The following is a 19,226-nucleotide window of genomic DNA, read 5'->3' on the forward strand; positions in this document are numbered from 1 at the left end:
TTCTAATGTCACTGTTCTCGTTGCAAACGTACGCGCTGGATATCAAACACGAGATGGGCGTGGCCTCATTTGAAACAACGCCGAAAAATGTAGTGGCACTTGATTGGGCGCTAACGGAAACAGTGCTGAGTCTAGACGTCAAACTACAAGGTGTAGCCGACGTGAAAGGCTACCAACAATGGGTGGTTGAGCCTGCTCTTAATCAGATTGTGACTGACGTGGGTTCAAGGCGCGAACCAAATATCGAGCTATTGAGCGAGCTAAAACCCGATGTCATTTTGATCAGCAACCACATGGCTGCCGCTTATCAACAACTGAACAAAATCGCGCCAGTGTTGGTATTTACTATCTACAATGAGCATAAACAGCCGCTGCAATCGGCTGAATCAATTACCCGCTCATTGGGCGTGTTGTTCGACAAACAGCAACGAGCTGAACAAGTGATCAGTGAAACCCAGCAAATCTTGCGCGCGAACGGTGATCGCGTGAAAGCTCGAAATAACTCAACGAAAAGCCTACTCTTTGCTCGTTTTATCAATGACAAAACCTTGCGTATTCACAGCCAAGGCTCTCTTGCCGACGCAACCATCATGGCGATGGGGCTAAAGAATGACTGGCAAGAGCCAACCAACTTATGGGGATTTACCACCTCGGGTATAGAAAAGCTGGCTGAACATCAACAAAGCAATGTGATGATTTTTGGCCCACTCAAACCAGAAGAGCGTCAAGCGTTACAAAACTCACCTCTCTGGCAAGCAATGGCGTTTACCCGCAGTGACTCAGTGTATGAACTGCCTGCAATCTGGACATTTGGCGGGCTGATTGCAGCGCAGCGTTTTAGCCACAACATCACCGAGCAGTTAATCGGACAATAATGAACAGCGTTAATCTCACCTTGACCAAAAAGCGCACATTTCCCGTCACTGCTTGGTTGTTCGCAGCACTGGTGGTGTCTGTAATTGCTTCGCTAGTCCATCTCACCGCTCCCTACTCACAGGGAGCGGCGTTGGTGTGGGATACGCTGTGGCATTTCGACCAAAGCAATTATCAGCACTTAATCACTCATCTCACTTATCTGCCTCGCCTTAGTGTGGCATTGCTGTGCGGATTTGCTCTTGCCGTCGCAGGCTGCGTAATGCAATTTGTGTTGCGCAACCCTATCGCCTCGCCGACAACACTGGGCGTCGCAGCGGGTGCCGAATTGGGGATGGTGTTGGGTTTATTATTGCTCCCCGCAGGAATAGCGCTGCCTTCGTTTATTCCTGCTTTTATTGGTGGTTGCTTAGCCACTGCGCTGGTATTTGTGTTAAGTGCCAGTCGCGGCTTTGCTCCACTGCATATGATCTTAGCCGGTATGGTGGTGAGCCTGTTTTTTGGCTCGCTCAATACCATGTTATTGATGCTGCATGAACAAAAGCTCACGAGCATCTTTGTTTGGGGTGCAGGCGCGCTAAACCAAAATGGTTGGGACAGCGCTCAACTGCTACTTCCGTTGATTGCTTTGCCTACAGTGTTGCTCTATCTGTTGCAACGCCCTCTTTCAGCACTACAGTTTGGTGAAAACGTTGCGTCGTCTCTCGGCGTCAATATCAAGCAAGTAAAAATAATATGCCTTGGTTTGGCGATATTCATTACCGCAGCAGTAGTAAGTGAAGTCGGTCTGATTGGCTTTATTGGTATCGTCGCCCCCGCTATCGCCCGATTGCTAGGAGTCAGGCAGCTACAACTGCAAATTATTAGCAGCGGAATCATTGGTGCTTTGATGCTGTTGATCGTTGATTTGGTTGTTCAGCCATTTTCGGGCGTTGGTGGTGAGTTACTGCCGACGGGCGCGATGACCGCGCTAATCGGTTCGCCGTTTTTATTATGGTTACTTCAACGCACCAAACTTCAATCAGAGCTGCGCGCTCGTGATGAACACGTCGAACGTTATCGACACATGAGTCCTCGTTTAGTGTTGAGTGCGATGTTAGGTCTACTCACGTTAATCACCCTATTCGCTTTAGTTATCGGCCAAAGCCAGACGGGGTGGCGCTTAACACTTGACCCACAGCTGTTGGAGCTTCGCGTACCTCGAGTCCTAACAGCTCTGTTGGCAGGCGTGGGCTTGGCGTTTGCAGGTACAATCATTCAGCGCGTATCCAACAATCCGATGGCGAGCCCAGAAGTCCTCGGCCTAAGCTCTGGCGCCGCGTTAGCGTTGGTTTTAGGCAGCATGTTGGGCATTGCTGTCGAGCGCGAGCAGCAGATGTTGCTGGGCACTATCGGTGCTCTGTCGGTCACCTTGTTGCTGTGGTTTATTGGACGAAAACACAATTTCGCACCAAGCCAAACCCTATTAACGGGGATTGCACTCAGCGCCGGGCTCGACGCATTACTGCGTATCGCGATGAGTTCAGGGCACGACAATGCGACTTCTCTGCTCACTTGGCTCTCTGGTTCCACGTACTTAGTCGCCAGTTCCGATATCTTGCTGCTGGCGGTTGGCGTTGGTTTAGTCGCTACCGCTGCTTTGTTGTTACAACGCTGGATTGCAATTATCGAACTCGGCGAAGTTACCGCCATCAGCATTGGCATTAATGCCACGCAAGTTCGTTTGATACTTCTACTGCTTGTCGCAGCGATGACCACACTCTGTACCATAGTGATAGGTCCGTTGAGCTTTATTGGCCTATTAGCGCCGCACATGGCGCGTTCACTGCACCAATATCGGCCAAGAGAACAAATGCTGACTGCCGCACTACTCGGCGCGATTGTGATGGTGCTCGCCGATTGGCTGGGTAGAAACCTCTGGTTCCCATGGCAATTTCCGGCAGGTTTACTCGCATCGCTGATCGGCGGTGGTTATTTTCTTTATCTTATGCGCCGATAAGTTTCTGATATAGCGGAAGAGTAAAATCAATACTCTTTCGCTAACTCCACACATAAATTATTGATTTATCGATCAAATCGCATTCCTGACAATAAATTTTCTTAAATCGTTAAAAATAAGTTGATCATACGAATGATAATAATTAGCATTCTCTTGTCAGTTTAGTTAATAAAATAACGAGAAAGAAAATGAATCGTAACAACGATCGGCTCAACCTCGAAAACTCAGCAAATTTGGTTAACAAAAACCAACCATCTCTTGCGTGTTTTCTCAACTCATTAGCCCGAGAAAGTCAGTCAGTACAACTGCTTCATAACCAAGATGGCGAGCATAGCTATCAGCTACCGCTATCTCACTCACGCTCCATTCATATTCCCCTCAGTTACTATTCCACTTTGGGTAGCCACGAATATCGCTTACCAGCACAACTGCTGACTGAGCAAGGCACAGAAGAGCTCACACCCGAGCAGCTTATTGAACATATCGTCAATGAACCCGCTCTAGTTGGTGTTGTGAGTGAAGAGCAAAAATCCATCTTCGCCAAACGAGTGCTCGAAAGTCACCACAATACGCAGCAAGCCATTGACCATTCGCCTTACCAACAACAACTCTTCAACAACCAACTTGATTTTAAAACCGCAGAACAAGGCCTGCTGATTGGTCACTCATTCCACCCTGCGCCAAAAAGCCGCGAACAATTTAGTCTCAGTGATGCCAAGCGTTACTCACCAGAGCTGGGTGGCAAGTTCAAACTGTTTTGGTTGGCGATTACTCAAGAGATTGTCACTACTGGCAGCTCCGCAAGCATTGATTTTACTAAGCGTCTAGAAGCGCTTGTCGCTCACGATCCTATCCTAGTCGACGCACTACACAACGCCCTGCAACAAGGTAAAACACTGCTTCCTGTCCATCCGTGGCAATGGCATGTGATGGCAGACAACCCATCAATTAAAGCCTACATAGCAACTAAGCAGATCGAAAACCTCGGTCAGATTGGCGCGACTTGGTATCCGACCTCATCCACTCGTTCGCTCTACGCGCCAAATCTGCCTTATATGCTTAAGTTCTCATTGAGCGTCAAATTGACCAATTCAATCCGCAACCTATCGCTTAAAGAAGTGGTACGTGGTACTCGACTCAATGAGCTGTTCCAGCTCCCTGAACTCGCTGAGCAGCTTGGTGAGCGCGAAGGCTTCCAGCTGATGCAGGAACCGGCTTTTATCGGTATTAATGATCTGAGCGACGAAATTATTGACGAAAGTCTCGTGGCATTTAGAGACAATCCTTTGATGTATAACCCAGCGCAAGAAGCGGTGGTGCTGGCAACTTTAACTCAGCAAAATCCGTACGGTGGTAGCAGCCTAGTTGCACAGCGAATTCAGCACTACGCAGAGCAGCAAGACATCACTCCCCGAGATGCCGCTACACGATGGTTTGACGCTTATTGCCGTCACGCGGTCGTACCGCTGTTTAACTTGCAGGCCAACTGGGGAATTGTCTTCCTCGCCCACCAGCAAAATATCGTTATGCAGTTGGAGCAAGGTTTCCCTGTCGGTATGTATTACCGAGACTGTCAGGGCACGGGTTACACCGACCTCGCCTTTGGTCTGTTTGGCGACAAGCTTGGCGACGATAAACAAGCTCTGGAAAATTACTGGAACCAAGACAAAGTACGCCGCTACTTTGCCTACTACTTAGTGATCAACTCAACCTTCAACGTTATCTCAGCGATATGCGCCAATCTTGATGTTGAAGAGATGGAGTTAATTCAAGTGCTGCACCGCAACTTACAAACCCTGCTAGACAGCGGCGTCAAAGATGACCTTTGCCTGCGCTACGTGCTGTCTAGCGATGCGCTGTGCTGCAAAGGTAACTTCTTCTGCTACCTACAGAACTTTAACGAAAACTCTATCCCAGATCCGGCGGTGATCTACTTCGATTTAGTCAACCCACTCGCTAAGGTAGAGGAGCTTACCCATGCCTGAATTCAACACCTTTATCTATCACGCTCAACCACAGGCGACCATTGAGCTTACTCTGCACGCTAGCGATTTAGTCTGTTCAGAAATTGGCGATCAACTCGTGCGTGAAATCGACCAGCTATTTAGCCAAAACAAACAGCTTGATTGTTGCAAAGTGACTACCGTTGACCATGAAGTGAAACAGTGGGTTGAGCAGCTTCTGCCTTTGATTGAACAAGAGGTAACGCGACAAGCTTTTTACCAATTGCCGCTAGTCGGGCACCAACACAAACCATCCAGCGGTTTCCCACAGCGTTTAGTTCAGTCCAACGATCAGTTCCGCCATCACCCTTTACGTCCGCCTATGCCGCAAGGCCAGGTGTACCAAAGGTATGACTATGACGCAGAGCTGAATGTCAGCTTCCGCGTTATCGACTTAGAAAACGATCTGGCGCGCTTCACCCGCTGGATGAATGACCCACGCGTTGCTCATTTTTGGGAGCAAGCGTGGAGCGAAGAAAAACTGGCGGAGTTTATCCAGCAACGGCTGTCTGACCCGCACATCATCCCACTGATTGGTGAGTTTAATGGTGAACCATTTGGCTACGTCGAAGCCTACTGGGTCGCCGAAGATAGACTTAGCCCTTATTACGACGTGCAAGATTTCGACCGTGGTATTCACCTGTTAGTCGGAGAACCACAGTTCAGAGGACCTAAGTTCTTTAACGCCTGGATGCGCGCGATTAGCCACTATCTGTTTATCGACGATGTACGCACTAACCGTATCGTACTCGAACCCCGTGCTGACAATGAACGCCTATTCAATCGAATCTTGCCACTTGGTTACCGCAAGTGCTTCGAGTTCAACTTCCCACACAAACGTTCAGCGCTATTAATGCTGGAACGTGAACAGTTCTTTACGGAGCAGTGGTCATGGAACAGCTAGCACTACATCACTACTGGTCGGTCACCAACCAGAACATGGTGGCGAAAATTCTAAGTGAATTTGCCTATGAGCAGGCATTCCAATTTGAAAAGACCGAACACGGCTACCAGCTCAAGCTCAAAAACGGCACTCGATATTGCTTTGACGGTGAGGAGAATATCTGGGGTCAGGTTGTGATTGACCCGAGTTCCATTCGCCGTGAGTCTTCAATCGCAAACGAGCAACCAATCAGTGCTGCCCTATTGATGCGCGACTTGCAGGTTCTACTCAATATGCCCGATGAAGCTTTTGCCGAGCATCTTGAAGACCTCAACGCGACCTTGCTTGGTGACTGTAAGCTGATGCAGCGTAAACAGACGATGACCGCGCGCGATCTCGCTATGTTGCCATGTGAGCAACAACAAACTTACTTTGATGGTCATCCTAAGTTTGCTTTCAACAAGGGACGTCGTGGCTGGGGCAGTGACGATTTGAACTTGTACGCGCCAGAAGCTCAGCGAGCATTTAAGCTCGGTTGGGTCGCGGTACACCACTCGATTTTGCAACTGGCGACCAACGATAACGTCAACTGGCAGCAACTGGTGCAAGCGTGTATGTCAGAACAAGAGTTCAAGCAGATGGACAGCGCGCTCGCGGCATTTAACGTCGATATCAGCGACTACCATTATCTGCCTGTTCACCCGTGGCAATGGAGTAAGAAGTTGTCACTGCTGTTTGTGCGCGAGTTAGCAAACAAGCAGCTAATCTACCTTGGCGAAATCGGCGATTTGTTCCTGCCGCAGCTGTCACTGCGCACGTTAAGCAACGTTACTCGTCCGCAGAATTACGACGTCAAGCTACCGCTGACCATCATGAATACCTCCTGTTATCGTGGGATTCCTGGGCGCTACATCCTTGCAGGGCCAACCGCTTCAGACTGGATTGATCACGTATTCAAGTCCGATTCGCTGCTAGTCGAAAAGCAAGCAGAGGTACTGCAAGAACCAGCAGCCGCGTTTACCGCACAAGCAGATTACGCCTTATTGGAAAATGCACCTTATCGCTATCACGAGTTGTTAGGTGTGATTTGGCGCGAATCGGCGCAATCAAAACTTCGAGCTAACGAACATGCCATCTTGATGGCGGCGCTGATGGAAAGCGACAACCAAGGCCAACCGCTGATCGCCGAGTACGTGCAGGCATCGGGTTTGAGCATCGAATCTTGGCTGAGCAAGTTATTTGATGCGGTCGTTATTCCTTACTACCACTTATTATGCAAATACGGCGTCTCGCTGATTGCTCACGGACAAAACGTCACACTGGTACTGGAAGGCAACGCACCCAAACGCATTCTGCTTAAAGACTTCCAAGGCGATATGCGTTTAGTTAGCAGCGATTATCCAGAACAGGACTCGCTGGATGAGAGCGTTAAGCAGGTTACGGTGCGTTTAGAAGAACACCTGATTATTCATGACCTTCAGACGGGCCATTTTGTCACAACACTACGTTTTATCTCACCACTAGTCGCCAAACTAGGCTTCTCCGAGCAGCAGTTCTACCGCTTGCTTGGTGACAGGCTTAAAGCCTACATGGCGTCTCACAGTGAGTATCAACATCGGTTTAAGCAACTCGATCTATTCAAACCGAGAATTTTACGCATCGGACTTAACTTGGCTAAGTTTCGCCATAGCACCGACGCTAGTGCCTCGAGAATGTTACCTGACATGGATGACATGCTCGACAACCCACTGGTCGCCGCACTGGAAACTGAAACCCAAAGCTAAATCATCACATAACTATAAATTTAGCGTGCAGTTAAGCCGTCATTAACCAAGAAAAGGATTGTTCTTATGGAACACACTAACAACGTCAAACTCGACCTCGCTGGTATCGGTGTTGGTCCATTTAACCTCAGCGTCGCTGCCCTACTCGCGGACAAACCACAAATCAGTTCGCGCTTTTTTGAAAGCCGAGATAGCTTTGCGTGGCACCCAGGGTTGTTACTAGACAACACCCACATGCAAACTATGTTCTTGAAAGATCTGGTCACGGCCGTCAACCCGCAAAGCCGTTACTCGTTCCTTAACTACCTAGTGCAAAACAAAAAGTTCTATCGATTCTTATCGGCAGAGCTGCAATGCATTAGCCGTCCTGAGTTCTCTGACTATCTCGCGTGGGCTGCGCATCAACTGGAGAATGTTCAGTTCTCGACCAAAGTTGAGCATGTCGAGTACAACGGCGAGAACTTTACACTGCACACCAGCCAAGGTAGCTACCAAGCGGATAACCTTTGCATTGGTACAGGTAAAGTCCCTGCGATTCCAGATTGTGCCAAAGCGCACATTAGTGAGCGTGTGTTCCATGCTGCCGAAATAGGACTGCGTGAGCGCGACTTTACCGGTAAACGCGTGATGATTATTGGTGGTGGTCAAAGCGGCGCGGATATTTTCATCAACGCACTGCAACACAAATGGGGCAAACCTCAGTCTCTTGACTGGCTATCACGCCGCTCCAACTACCAACCTCTTGATGAAGCCGCGTTTACCAACGAGTTCTTCACCCCTGACTACGTTGACGCTTTCGTTAACTTATCGCCAGAAGTGAAGCAACAAGAAGTCACCAACCAAAAGCTCACCTCAGATGGCATCACGCAAAAAGCCTTGCTGACGATTTATCAAGAGCTCTACCACCGATTCGATGTGCTTAAAGAAGACAAATGGGTTCGACTGCTGCCACACCGCACTCTGACTCAGATGAGTTCTCTGGGTAACTCGTTCCAACTCACCGCCAGCAACGCGCTAGGCCAGAGTATGGAAACTCACCAAGCAGACATCGTGATACTGGCAACGGGCTTCGAAGCACCTTACCCAGCGTGTTTGGATTCAATTTTGCCGCTGTTCGATCTCGACCAACACAACCGCTACCAAATGACGCCAGATTTTGAAATCCAGTGGCAAGGCCAGCAGCGAAACAAGATTTTTGCTGTGAACGCCGGAATGCATACCCACGGCATTGCTGAGCCACAACTCAGCCTGATGGCATGGCGCAGTGCGCGCATCATCAACAGCCTAGTAGGACAAGCTGTTTTTGATACCGAATCAGGCCAGGGAATGATCGATTGGCTGTCACCGAGCGCACTCGTGGAACAACTGGTCGCGTAATTCACTTTTGCCACTCTCCGTCATCGGTGAGTGGCACTTTAACCTGCCCAAGTAACGAACTGGTCGTCCATTCACCGTTCGTGGGCCTATTACTACGATATACATAGAGAAGAAAATGAAAGTTAAAAAAGGAAATTTGCAACTCTCTACGGCGGCCATCGCCGTTGCTAGCGCGATTCTGACCACGCCTGTGGTTGCATCAGAATCGACGATATTTGACGAAATGGTGGTGGTTTCTAGCCGAACGCCAAAAGCGATTAGCGACATTCCTGGTACTGTCTGGTACATCAATTCAGAGCAAATCGAGCAAGAATATCGTGGCGGTAAAACGTTAGACGAAATTCTAGCAGCAACCATTCCATCGCTTGACGTCAGCAGTGGCGGCCGAACTCACTCAGGGCAAAACCTGCGTGGGCGTAGCATTATGGTTATGATCGACGGCGTCTCACTTCAATCTGTACGTTCTCTTAGCCGCCAGCTCGATTCTATTGACCCGTTCAACATTGAACGCATAGAAGTGCTGTCAGGCGCGACCTCTGTTTATGGTGCGGGTTCTTCTGGCGGTATTATTAACATCATCACCAAAAAAGCATCAGGCTCTGAATTGGAGTTTGAATCGTTTGTTGGTGGTAGTACCGGCTTCAACTCGAGCGAAGATTTCGACTACAAACTCGCCCAATCTATCGCAGGCGGGAACGATAAAGTTCAAGGCCGCGCATCGGTTGCTTACACTAAAACGCAAGGCTTCTTTGATAGCGATGGAGAGATTATCACGCCTGATATTACCCAAGGCTCTTCTCAATTCAACGAAACCATCGACCTATTAGGTAACCTACAGTTTGCGATTTCTGACGAGCAACAAGTGACGCTACTGGCGCAGTACTATGATAGCCAGCAAGACTCACCTTACGGTCTGTATTTCGAAAAAGATTCGAGTGGCAACTTCAAGTATGTTGACGTGCGTGATGGCTACTCAGCGGATCGCGAGCAAGGCACAGAACGTGTGATGCTTAGCGCGACATACGCAAACAGCAACTTCTTAGGCCACCAGCTCAACGCTGAGTTGTCGTACAGAACCGAAGACCACACCTTTACTCCGTACACCCGAGAAGGCAGATCAACGTTAGCGACCAACTCTTCACGCCAAGAAACCGATCTTTTAGCGATGCGTACCGCGCTGAGTCGTTCATTCGGCGATCTGAATTTGACCTATGGTGTCGATGGCTTTATCGACAAATTCGACAGTGACAAAGCGCTGTACGACCAAGCTAAAACTGAAGCCAGTGGTGGTTTGGTTCACGACATTGCTGAGAAGCAAGGCCGCTACCCTGGAATGGATACAGAATCGTTGGCGGGCTTTGTTCAAGCGGAATACAACATCACTGACGACTGGTCAATTCAAGGTGGTTACCGTTTCCAACATATGGATGTAGAGATCAAAGACTTCCAAGCAAGCTCTAGCTCAGACTTCATTCCAGGCGGCAGCACCGACTACTCAGAAGGTCTGTTCAACGTGGGTACCATTTATCGTCTATCCCCGTCTTCACAAGTTTGGGCAAACTTCTCTCAAGGCTTCGATTTACCTCAGCTATACCGTTTCTACGGCAAGAGCCCAACGCAAGATGTTGGTGCCTCTAAACTCGAAGCGATCAAGACCGACAGCTACGAGATTGGTTACCGAAACGACTTAGAGAAGCTGTCTCTGCAATCTGCAATTTACTACTCATACTCAAGCGCGACAGTGCAATATGAAGATGACTTCTCGATTTCCGGCTTAGCAGATCCTAAACGCGTCTACGGCGCTGAAGCTCAAGTTAGCTACTGGCTAACCGATATGCTTCAACTTGGTGTTGCGGGTCAATACGTAGTCACAGAAACCGAAACGGACGAAGGTTGGAAAGACCACGACGTGATGGAAGCGAGTACATCTAAAGCGAACGCTTGGATCGGCTGGCATGAAAACGACTACAGCCTGAAACTACAGAGCGTGACGATGTTCGACTATGAAGACGACGACGAACGCGAACTGGACGGCTACACAGTGGTTGATTTCGTCGGTAGCTACCAACTGCCTGTCGGTAGCCTAGGTTTTGGTATTAAGAACCTAATGAACGCAGACTATGAAACAATCTGGAGCCAGCGAGCACAGTACTGGTACGGCGATTCAGATATGTTCAAGTATCAAGGTCGCGGCCGCACTTACACTTTGAACTACCAAGTGAAGTTTTAACCGTTAGAAATGAAAAGCGAGCTGGTTAGGCTCGCTTTTGTTTAAGCGTTTAAAGTGCTTGATTACACAACTGGTTCTACATCCAATGCTTTCTCTAACCACATCGAACTGATGTATTGTCCGTTCTTCTGTGCGTACTCGTTGAAAATACCCACTTCTCTAAAGCCAAAACGTTTGTGTAAAGCAATGGACGCGTCATTGGGTAGCGCAACACCAGACAACACTCGATGAACACCGAAAGCGCTTATGGATGCAAACAACTGGGCATACAGCTTGGAGCCGACACCTTTCCCTTTGACGTCTGGTGCTAGATACACTGACACTTCTACCGTATCGTCAAAGGCTGACATCGCTCTGTACTGCTGAGAACACGCGAAACCCAACAGCTCTCCATTTTCCGTTGCGACATAGAGCTGGTACTTGCCGTCACTTGAGAATTGTGTGAACCACTTTTGCCGATTTCCCAGTGTAAATGGGGCTTCCTCAAAGCGAGCATGAGTATGTTCAATATAGAAGTTAAAGATATCAGTGATACCTGCCACATCTGATAGCTTCCCTATTCGAATTTCCATGAAATGTCCTTTTTAATTGCGCTTTGTCACTTCCCGCTATGGTGTACCACCAATCCTAACCAATACTCCTTAAACACAAAACCCAACGCGAAGGCAAAAATGCTAGGCGTTGGGCAAAGCTCTTAAAGTGCGTTGTTAGCCGATGAAATATTGCTTAAATTCATCACTTGGCTCTCTGTCAGAGTATACGTATACAGAGTTCCCTATCGGGTCTAAGACAGAAAACCCTCTATCCCCCCAAGGATGATCATCTAGCGGCATGATAACGTCTAATCCAGCTTTGGTGAGGCGAGCATACTCAGCGTCTACGTCATCAACATTGAAATTAAGCATCACTCCCTGACCACCAAACACAGGCATATTCTCTTGCGGCTGAATAAAGCAAATTTCCGAACCACCTTGATCCATTTTCAACACAACATACCAACCACAATCAAAAACTGGTTTTGCTGCAAAATACTTGATGTAGTACTCACGGCAAGAATCTACTTCAGTGGTACAAAAGCATGTAGACAGTTTATTCGTTTTCATATGATTTCCTTGTTCTGTGAACACAAAACTTAACCTAGAACGGCAATAGCATACGTTAAAAAAACACACTTAAATGATTTGCTGAGACTAAATCATGCCTTAGTACTAATTTCTTTTAACACTCTTGCTGGATTACCACCGATAACGACGTTATCTCCAAAGCTTTTTGTGACTACTGCACCCGAAGCGACCACCACATTGTCTCCAAGGGTGACGCCTGGATTTATAACGGCGTGACCACCTATCCAGCAGTTGTCACCGATAGTAATTGGCTGTGCAAATTCCAAACCGCTGTTTCTCTCGACAGGATCCAAAGGATGCGTCGCGGTATAAATTCCTACTTGAGGTGCTAGCAAGCAGTTCTTACCAAATTTTACTTCCGCAACATCCAAAATCACGCAGCCGAAATTAGCGTAGAAGTTGTCGCCAACGTGGATGTTAGAGCCATAATCACAATTGAAAGACGATTCAATATAGATATTGTCGCCAGTTGTGCCAAACAGGCGCTTAGTTATTTCAACACGTTTGCATTGCAGCTCAACAGAGGTTGTATTTAATTCTTCAGTTAACAGCCTAGCTTTCAATCTTAGCTTTAATAATTCATCGTCACTGGGATCATATAGCTCACCAGCTAACATTTTTTCTCTTTCTGACATTACACGTAGACTCCAAGATCAAATTGATCACAACGCTTAAACAAACACCGTTCTGCGAACGCCCAGAATACCAAGCGTAGAGAATCCGACGAAAACACCCTGTCATGAAAAAGAGTATTGATTAGAAAGATAAACCGAGTGCTTTCAAATCGTCTTCGCATTGGGCTACATTCTTGAATTGAACCGCAGCTATACCCACTGCCTTTGCGCCTTCAACATTATGTGGCATATCGTCGATAAATACGGTTTCCGAAGCATCTAACTTATACAGGGTCAGTAACGACTGATAGATTTCAGCTTGAGGTTTGAGCATCCCTAACTCCGCAGACACTGCCGCGCCATCAAATAAAGGCCAAAAAGAGTATTTAGCCTTAAGATAAGAGACAATTTCATGGACATTGTCTGTTAGCGCATAAACGTTGTAACCCGCCGACTTAACGCGCTTGAGGAGTTCTACAGAGCCAAAAATAAGGAGTTGTGTTTCTTTGACGTAATAAAACAGGCATTCACACTCCAAATCAGATAACCCCAGTAAATGTTGGTACTGGGCTTTAGCCTCTGATTCAGAAATAGCTCCCTTATTCAACTCAAGCCAAGTTTCAGACTGAAAAATTAACTTTGCGGCTTGTTCCGGAGACTCAATTTCACCAAGTGTGAGTCTAACAATTTCTATGGGAGACCAACGAACAATTACGTTACCGATATCAAAGACGACATTTTTGATGTGTTCTGAACCCATAGTTTTCTCCTTTCAACTAACTCCACGTTGAGGTGTGCAATGCCATACCAACGCTTAAGCACAACACCTAAAACACCGAATCCAAAGCACTGTAAAAGTGTAACCGGAGCTAACCCCCTCTTAGGTGCTTTGTTATAAATCTTTTTCGTAACACTGCTCAAGCTGAACTTTACCCCATAATTCTCTTTCACTTTCTTTAACTAACTGAAAGCCATTACGTAGATATAGTGACTTAGAAGCAGATAAACCTGCTACGGTCCACAGAATTACTTTGGAGTACCCTTGCTCTAAACAAAAGGTCAACGCTTCATCAAGCAGTTTCTTTCCTAACCCTTTACCACGAGCCACTGGATCAATAGAAAACCAACGAAGTTGCGCTATGGATTCAGATATCTCGCATATACAAATTGAGCCAACTAACTTGCTGTCGATTTTAGCTAACCATATACGTTCTCGATTACTTCTTCGTTTCACGAACTGGGCGAGTGGCTCAGCAACATACGCTTCAAAGGTAAAATCATATCCGTATTCTTGTGAGTACAGCACCCCATGCTGTTGTACTATCTGTCCCAGATCACCTGGTACTAGCGTATTGGTAATAATCATTACTATTCCTTGTGATGATTTTGATTGGTGTGAAACCAAGTACAAGTTTTAGCAAAGTAAACGTTGTTCGCAAAGCCCTATGATCTCATTGACCAAAACTGATTGAAGAGCATGACAGAACGAGTGACTTCACTCTAAAGCTCTGCATCGCATATAGCTTAAAATTACAAAGACCAATCTACAAAAAAGCGAGCCATCTAGGCTCGCTTTTCGTTTTAACGTTTAATCTCGGGTTACAGTAATTCTACTAACTGTTTTGCGATAAACCACTCGTCATTAGTACAGCATAACCAGCAAACTTTTGGACAAAAGTGAGTTACTACCCATGGAGGAATCTGACTGTTCGGATTTCTTCCAATATTGCAGCTAAATGACCTTCCTTAATGTGGTTGGTGAACTTCCCTTGTCCACCGAAATTGGAGCTAAGCTAAGTGCTAACTTACGTTAGCTACTTCTTCTAGACTCTTGGCATCTGATATTTCTTTCTCAGTCAGTGCAATGAAGTGATAAGGATGGTCTTCCTGATCAATATTCACTGCAATAACTAGGCAGTACTTTACATGGTCAGGCTCTAATCCCATTGACGATGCATTGTCAATAAAATCATAGCGCTTTTCACGGTTTTCATTTTTAAATAGCACGACAGCTAAAGCATACTCTGAACTCTCAGGCGGACTGTAGATCAGGCTATTTTTGTGACCTTCGATTTTCCAGTTTCTTTGGACAATTTTCGAAAGGTCTTCAATATGCTTCACCATCTTTCTTTGATCGTCTGGAGGAAAGCGATTCAAAATACAGCCGATCTCACTCCATCGGGGTGTCGCTCTTTGTTCAAGTGTGTGGAATATATCTCTGAACCAACGCGACGTCTTTGGCTGAGGCTTATCTACATTAATCCCTTGTTCTTTAGACATATAGTAGAGATCTATTGGGTTTGACATGTCAGTAATAATCATCTCCACAGATGGATCATCAGCCATATTTCCCATGTTCAGCAAAGTTGAAAGATATAGTCCTAAGAAGTCTAATTCATCACCAACAAACTTGTAATTCTCTTCAAGTTCTGTCCTTCTCAATAGGTAATGCACTATCTGAACTGGATGTTCTAAGAGGTCGAACAAGGTTTCAAAATCCCCGATATTCATAGAAGGACAAGCTACAAACTCATCAGGAAGCCAGCCAGTTGCTTCGAATAAGCGTAAGTTTGACTGAAGGGTAGCAAAGTCTTCCAATGATACCGAAACTCTCAGAACCTTATTAATGTCGTGAATATTAATCGGAAAGTTCTCAACTAAATCATCAAGTAAATTTTCATCTCGAATTTCATTAAGTTTTTGCTCTAAACGATAGGACTGAACGCTAGGATCAATCAGTACTTCTTGAAGGTGCCTTCTTATTCGATCTGGGGCGCCTCTCAACGCTGGTTTCGAGATTTTGTGAGATTTGGCTTCTATGATAATCGCATGCGAATCAATAAAAGCGATAAGATCAGTTTCGTACTGCGCATCATCATGGATCCACTTAATCCCAGAGACGACTTTAGAGGTAGGAAAGCGTGTCTTTACAATGCTTTCAATTTTATTTTCTAAATATAGGGCTCGCCGCTTATGTAGCCCCTCTTTATCATATTTTTCAACTATCTCGTCTAACGTACCTAGAGCGAAACTAAAGAATAGCTGAGGTAGCATGCAGTAGTACTTGTTTCCAGAAACAATTATTGGTTTGTGCCAAACAGGGTTATCTAGAAAAAAGAAGAAGGTCTTTTTATTTTTTAAATCACCAAGAGAATACGAGAACAAATCAGCAATCTCTTTTACTTTGCAAGGATCCAAGCCTGTTGCTTCAGAGACCTTATCGAAGTCAATCAGATAGTAGTCCGCCATTCTCAAATCGAAATGGAACAAACACATTGCAAACACTTTCTGCTTAGACATGCGCGATATATCTATCTGGCGTGCAAATTCTTCAGCTTCCTTTTGTCCTTGACCAATCAACTGGTGATACCTTAACAGCAGATCAAATGGTTTCTTTGCCGTGGTAAGCTCAGACAATACTTTAAAGCGTTGTGATAAATTATCTTCCATGATGTCTGTTAGGGCTTCGAAAGTTGCAATGATATCCGAAGCGGTAAAGCCCAACTTATTAGACAGCAAGCCATCGAAATTTGAGTATAACTCTTTACACACCGTTTTAACTTGAGAGTAGAAACCCCAGTTTCGAACTATCTGAGTGTGACCTCTTAGCTTTTCTTGAATGAGGCTTATTGCACTTTCGCTATCGGAAAGTTCAATCGAACTATCACTAATTCGACTAAATGCAAACGCCTGACTAACTTCCTGAAGTTTATCTATAACAGTTTGCACAACATCTGGAGTTATCGGGTATAAACCAACTTCATCCTCAGGTATTTTTAACAAAATTGCTTGAAGTAACTCTACATGCGCTTGTTGTACTCCAGAGGCAGAATCCCTTGACGATACTCCTGAATCACTTACACCAACAGTAAGGCCATAACACGCAATATTAGAGATCAATGTTATAGCGTCATACTTACGCAACGTGTCCTCAAAAAAATCGAGAGATTCAATAACGACCTCTTTACTTTTTTCTCCCATTTTAGATAGTGCTTCTTTGCGTTGTTCGTCGGATAATCCCGAAAATGGATTGTTGACCTGTGTCATAACTGGCATAGAAGCAGTGTCTGATTTTTGTGGGGTAGCATTTGTATTTTTGTTCGTTTTTTTAGCTTTTTTCCGTTTAGCATCTCTGCGAAGCTTACTATTTTTACTCATGATTCTGTCCGAGTTATTTCTTCCTTTAATCCTGTGGATTAGTTTCTGAACCATAGGATACGCGGTTATAGCACTATCAATAATATCACTCTGTTGCATATTTGGTTGTGCTTTTGCGCAAAAACGAGCAGTACTGGAGCTAACAAACTTTGGGGCATAAACAAGCTAGAGCCTTAACTCTATATCTCCGAATTCGCCTTAAATAGCACAGCATGCCTATCAATTAACTCTTTGTCCTACATACAAAAAAGCGAGCCATCTAGGCTCGCTTTTTGTTTTCATTTTTAATCTCAGATTACAGCAACTCTACTGACTGTTGTGCGATAACCCATTCTTCGTTGGTTGGGATAACCATCGCTACGGCATCTAGTAACTCAGATTTTGCAATCACACCTGAGTTACCAAAACGAGCGTCTTCGTTGCCCTTCTCGTCTTCCACGAAACCAAGCAGTTTTAGGTTGCTTAGGATTTCACGACGAATTGGTAGTGAGTTTTCACCGATACCACCTGTGAAGATAACCGCATCTAGGTTGTCTAGTGGGATCAGGTAAGAACCAATGTATTTCGCTACGCGGTAGGTAAATACTTCGAACGCCAGTTTCGCATCTTCGTGACCGTTTTCCATCGCTTCAAGAATGCCACGCGCATCTGAAGTTAGGCCTGAAACACCCAAGAAACCAGACTTCTTGTTAAGCGTTTCGAATACTTGCTCTTGCGTCCAACCTTTCTTCATTAGGAACTCGATGATGCCTGGGTCTAGGTCACCAGAACGTGTGCCCATCATTAGGCCTGCAAGTGGAGTAAAGCCCATTGATGTATCAACAGATTGGCCGTTGCTGATCGCACAAACCGATGCACCGTTACCTAGGTGAACAGAAATGAAGCTCGCTTCATCGATTGGTTTGTTGAGCATTTTTGCCGCTTCACGGCTCACGAAGTAGTGACTAGTGCCGTGGAAACCGTATCGACGGATACCATATTCTTTGTACAGCTCGTTAGAAATCGCGCCAGTAAACGCCTTTTTAGGCATTGTTTGGTGGAACGCAGTATCAAAAACAGCAAATTGAGGAAGGCTTGGGAAAGCGAGCATAGCTGCTTTAATGCCTTTTGCGCCTGCCGGGTTGTGGAGCGGTGCTAAGTCAGACAAGTTTTCAATTTCTGTTAGTACTTCGTCGTTGATACGAACTGTAGACGTGAATTTTTCTCCGCCATGTACGATACGGTGACCCACGGCAACTAGGTTTTCGCTGAAGCCTAATGTTTCGATTAGAGCAACAATTCGGTTGATCGCATGCTGGTGATGATTATCCGCTGCTGTAATCGCTTCTTCGGTTTTCTCACCGTTGTACTTCCAGCTGATTACCGCTTCTGGTAATCCAAAGCATTCGCCTAGACCAGATACAATCGCGTCACCTGATTTAGAATCGATAACTGCGAATTTTAGTGAAGAGCTACCAGAGTTAATCACCAGTACATACGAATTAGACATTGGGGGTATCCTGTTTCAGACCAAGTTGTGAAAGCACTATGCTTCGATACTTATGCTTACCATTATTCAATATTTTTTGAATCTTTCAACTTTATTTGATGTCTTTTCCAGCAATCAATCAAATTTTGTTGATCTAACACAACCCTCAATTTATTTCGAAGTTAGAAATTAATATTTCGCTCACAAATAGAGCACTTTGTTCTCAGATTTTTCTTATGCAACTGCACCTTTCACCCCTTTATTTTACTGGGTAACAGTCGATAAACGGGCGTATCACGAGGAAAAATCAATCTAAAAAGCCACCACTCAACTATTTTTGAATGGTGGCGACGATCTACCTTTGATTCAATTGTTAGCCGCTAACTGCATGGCTGCCAAGTTAAGTTGATGGTTTCTCGCCTTGAAAACATATCAACGTGTGAGTCAATAATCGCAATGACCCCTTTTAGCTTATCTTCGCTTTCAGCGACGCAGCGGATGGTTAAGCTGCTTTGCTCGGGATTTACTGTCATGTAAGCCTGCCCAACTGGGAACTGAACTTCACCTTTTTCGTCATCCCATGTGGCGGTGACTTTGCGACCAAAGTGTCGACACAGCACAACCAAATACTTACTGGCGTGCTCTGATTGGATAACCGTGAACTGCTCCATGTGACTTCCTTACATTTTTATTGGTGGTTGTTATATAAAAAG

The 19,226-nt window shown here is 45.8% G+C and carries 15 protein-coding genes; 7 read left to right on the top strand and 8 right to left on the bottom strand.

Annotation, left to right across the window (positions count from 1 at the left end; all coding sequences use genetic code 11):
• Positions 1–5 precede the first annotated feature (5 nt).
• The 7 genes from AKJ31_RS04430 to AKJ31_RS04460 all read left to right on the top strand — a co-directional run bounded on the left by AKJ31_RS04430 (position 6) and on the right by AKJ31_RS04460 (position 11,149).
• Entirely contained in the window at positions 6–875 is an 870-nt protein-coding gene (locus tag AKJ31_RS04430; RefSeq protein ID WP_211263039.1) for an iron-siderophore ABC transporter substrate-binding protein, read from the top strand.
• Positions 875–2,872: a Fe(3+)-hydroxamate ABC transporter permease FhuB gene (gene fhuB / locus AKJ31_RS04435; protein WP_053407867.1), complete on the top strand. Its 1,998-nt coding sequence runs from the start codon at positions 875–877 to the stop codon at positions 2,870–2,872. Before AKJ31_RS04430 ends, fhuB begins: the two co-directional genes overlap by 1 nt.
• A gap of 188 nt (positions 2,873–3,060) precedes the next feature.
• A complete protein-coding gene (locus tag AKJ31_RS04440; RefSeq protein WP_083439952.1) occupies positions 3,061–4,857 on the top strand; it encodes an IucA/IucC family protein in 1,797 nt (598 codons plus the stop codon).
• Complete coding sequence (locus AKJ31_RS04445; RefSeq protein WP_053407868.1) at positions 4,850–5,779, top strand: GNAT family N-acetyltransferase; 930 nt, start codon at positions 4,850–4,852, stop codon at positions 5,777–5,779. The genes AKJ31_RS04440 and AKJ31_RS04445 overlap by 8 nt, the downstream gene beginning before the upstream one ends.
• A complete protein-coding gene (locus tag AKJ31_RS04450) occupies positions 5,767–7,542 on the top strand; it encodes an IucA/IucC family protein (RefSeq protein WP_053407869.1) in 1,776 nt (591 codons plus the stop codon). Before AKJ31_RS04445 ends, AKJ31_RS04450 begins: the two co-directional genes overlap by 13 nt.
• Before the next feature lie 66 nt (positions 7,543–7,608).
• The gene (locus AKJ31_RS04455; protein ID WP_053407870.1) at positions 7,609–8,919 is read left to right on the top strand and encodes a lysine N(6)-hydroxylase/L-ornithine N(5)-oxygenase family protein; all 1,311 of its coding nucleotides are present in this window, start codon (positions 7,609–7,611) and stop codon (positions 8,917–8,919) included.
• A gap of 115 nt (positions 8,920–9,034) precedes the next feature.
• Positions 9,035–11,149: a TonB-dependent receptor gene (locus tag AKJ31_RS04460; protein ID WP_053407871.1), complete on the top strand. Its 2,115-nt coding sequence runs from the start codon at positions 9,035–9,037 to the stop codon at positions 11,147–11,149.
• A gap of 62 nt (positions 11,150–11,211) precedes the next feature.
• On the opposite strand, the gene AKJ31_RS04465 is transcribed toward AKJ31_RS04460, so the two are convergent.
• The 8 genes from AKJ31_RS04465 to AKJ31_RS04500 form a co-directional block, all read right to left on the bottom strand.
• Complete coding sequence (locus AKJ31_RS04465; RefSeq protein WP_053407872.1) at positions 11,212–11,721, bottom strand: GNAT family N-acetyltransferase; 510 nt, start codon at positions 11,719–11,721, stop codon at positions 11,212–11,214.
• 135 nt (positions 11,722–11,856) lie between these two features.
• Positions 11,857–12,252 carry a VOC family protein gene (locus tag AKJ31_RS04470; RefSeq protein ID WP_053407873.1) on the bottom strand — a complete coding sequence of 132 codons (396 nt, stop codon included), beginning with the start codon at positions 12,250–12,252 and terminating at the stop codon, positions 11,857–11,859.
• A gap of 92 nt (positions 12,253–12,344) precedes the next feature.
• Positions 12,345–12,908 carry a sugar O-acetyltransferase gene (locus AKJ31_RS04475; protein WP_053407874.1) on the bottom strand — a complete coding sequence of 188 codons (564 nt, stop codon included), beginning with the start codon at positions 12,906–12,908 and terminating at the stop codon, positions 12,345–12,347.
• Between the two features lie 121 nt (positions 12,909–13,029).
• Positions 13,030–13,647: an HAD family hydrolase gene (locus AKJ31_RS04480; RefSeq protein WP_053407875.1), complete on the bottom strand. Its 618-nt coding sequence runs from the start codon at positions 13,645–13,647 to the stop codon at positions 13,030–13,032.
• Between the two features lie 132 nt (positions 13,648–13,779).
• Positions 13,780–14,253, bottom strand: coding sequence for a GNAT family N-acetyltransferase (locus AKJ31_RS04485; protein WP_053407876.1), 474 nt, complete (start codon positions 14,251–14,253; stop codon positions 13,780–13,782).
• A gap of 434 nt (positions 14,254–14,687) precedes the next feature.
• A complete protein-coding gene (locus AKJ31_RS04490) occupies positions 14,688–17,045 on the bottom strand; it encodes a hypothetical protein (protein WP_053407994.1) in 2,358 nt (785 codons plus the stop codon).
• A gap of 295 nt (positions 17,046–17,340) precedes the next feature.
• The gene (locus AKJ31_RS04495; RefSeq protein ID WP_053407877.1) at positions 17,341–18,534 is read right to left on the bottom strand and encodes an acetate/propionate family kinase; all 1,194 of its coding nucleotides are present in this window, start codon (positions 18,532–18,534) and stop codon (positions 17,341–17,343) included.
• A 359-nt stretch (positions 18,535–18,893) separates the two neighbouring features.
• A complete protein-coding gene (locus AKJ31_RS04500) occupies positions 18,894–19,184 on the bottom strand; it encodes a DUF2218 domain-containing protein (RefSeq protein WP_053407878.1) in 291 nt (96 codons plus the stop codon).
• Positions 19,185–19,226: the final 42 nt, after the last annotated feature.

The organism is Vibrio hepatarius (assembly GCF_001274785.1).
In the GTDB taxonomy this organism is placed as follows: Bacteria; Pseudomonadota; Gammaproteobacteria; order Enterobacterales; family Vibrionaceae; genus Vibrio; species Vibrio hepatarius.

Excerpts from the sequence above, each read along its gene's own strand:
- AKJ31_RS04500 (WP_053407878.1), bottom strand. The coding sequence starts at position 19,184 with ATGGAGCAGTTCACGGTTATCCAATCAGAGCACGCCAGTAAGTATTTG.
- AKJ31_RS04450 (WP_053407869.1), top strand. The coding sequence starts at position 5,767 with ATGGAACAGCTAGCACTACATCACTACTGGTCGGTCACCAACCAGAAC.
- AKJ31_RS04490 (WP_053407994.1), bottom strand. The coding sequence starts at position 17,045 with ATGAGTAAAAATAGTAAGCTTCGCAGAGATGCTAAACGGAAAAAAGCT.
- AKJ31_RS04455 (WP_053407870.1), top strand. The coding sequence starts at position 7,609 with ATGGAACACACTAACAACGTCAAACTCGACCTCGCTGGTATCGGTGTT.
- AKJ31_RS04440 (WP_083439952.1), top strand. The coding sequence starts at position 3,061 with ATGAATCGTAACAACGATCGGCTCAACCTCGAAAACTCAGCAAATTTG.
- AKJ31_RS04460 (WP_053407871.1), top strand. The coding sequence starts at position 9,035 with ATGAAAGTTAAAAAAGGAAATTTGCAACTCTCTACGGCGGCCATCGCC.
- AKJ31_RS04475 (WP_053407874.1), bottom strand. The coding sequence starts at position 12,908 with ATGTCAGAAAGAGAAAAAATGTTAGCTGGTGAGCTATATGATCCCAGT.
- AKJ31_RS04430 (WP_211263039.1), top strand. The coding sequence starts at position 6 with ATGTCACTGTTCTCGTTGCAAACGTACGCGCTGGATATCAAACACGAG.
- AKJ31_RS04470 (WP_053407873.1), bottom strand. The coding sequence starts at position 12,252 with ATGAAAACGAATAAACTGTCTACATGCTTTTGTACCACTGAAGTAGAT.
- AKJ31_RS04495 (WP_053407877.1), bottom strand. The coding sequence starts at position 18,534 with ATGTCTAATTCGTATGTACTGGTGATTAACTCTGGTAGCTCTTCACTA.
- AKJ31_RS04480 (WP_053407875.1), bottom strand. The coding sequence starts at position 13,647 with ATGGGTTCAGAACACATCAAAAATGTCGTCTTTGATATCGGTAACGTA.
- AKJ31_RS04465 (WP_053407872.1), bottom strand. The coding sequence starts at position 11,721 with ATGGAAATTCGAATAGGGAAGCTATCAGATGTGGCAGGTATCACTGAT.
- AKJ31_RS04445 (WP_053407868.1), top strand. The coding sequence starts at position 4,850 with ATGCCTGAATTCAACACCTTTATCTATCACGCTCAACCACAGGCGACC.
- AKJ31_RS04485 (WP_053407876.1), bottom strand. The coding sequence starts at position 14,253 with ATGATTATTACCAATACGCTAGTACCAGGTGATCTGGGACAGATAGTA.
- fhuB (WP_053407867.1), top strand. The coding sequence starts at position 875 with ATGAACAGCGTTAATCTCACCTTGACCAAAAAGCGCACATTTCCCGTC.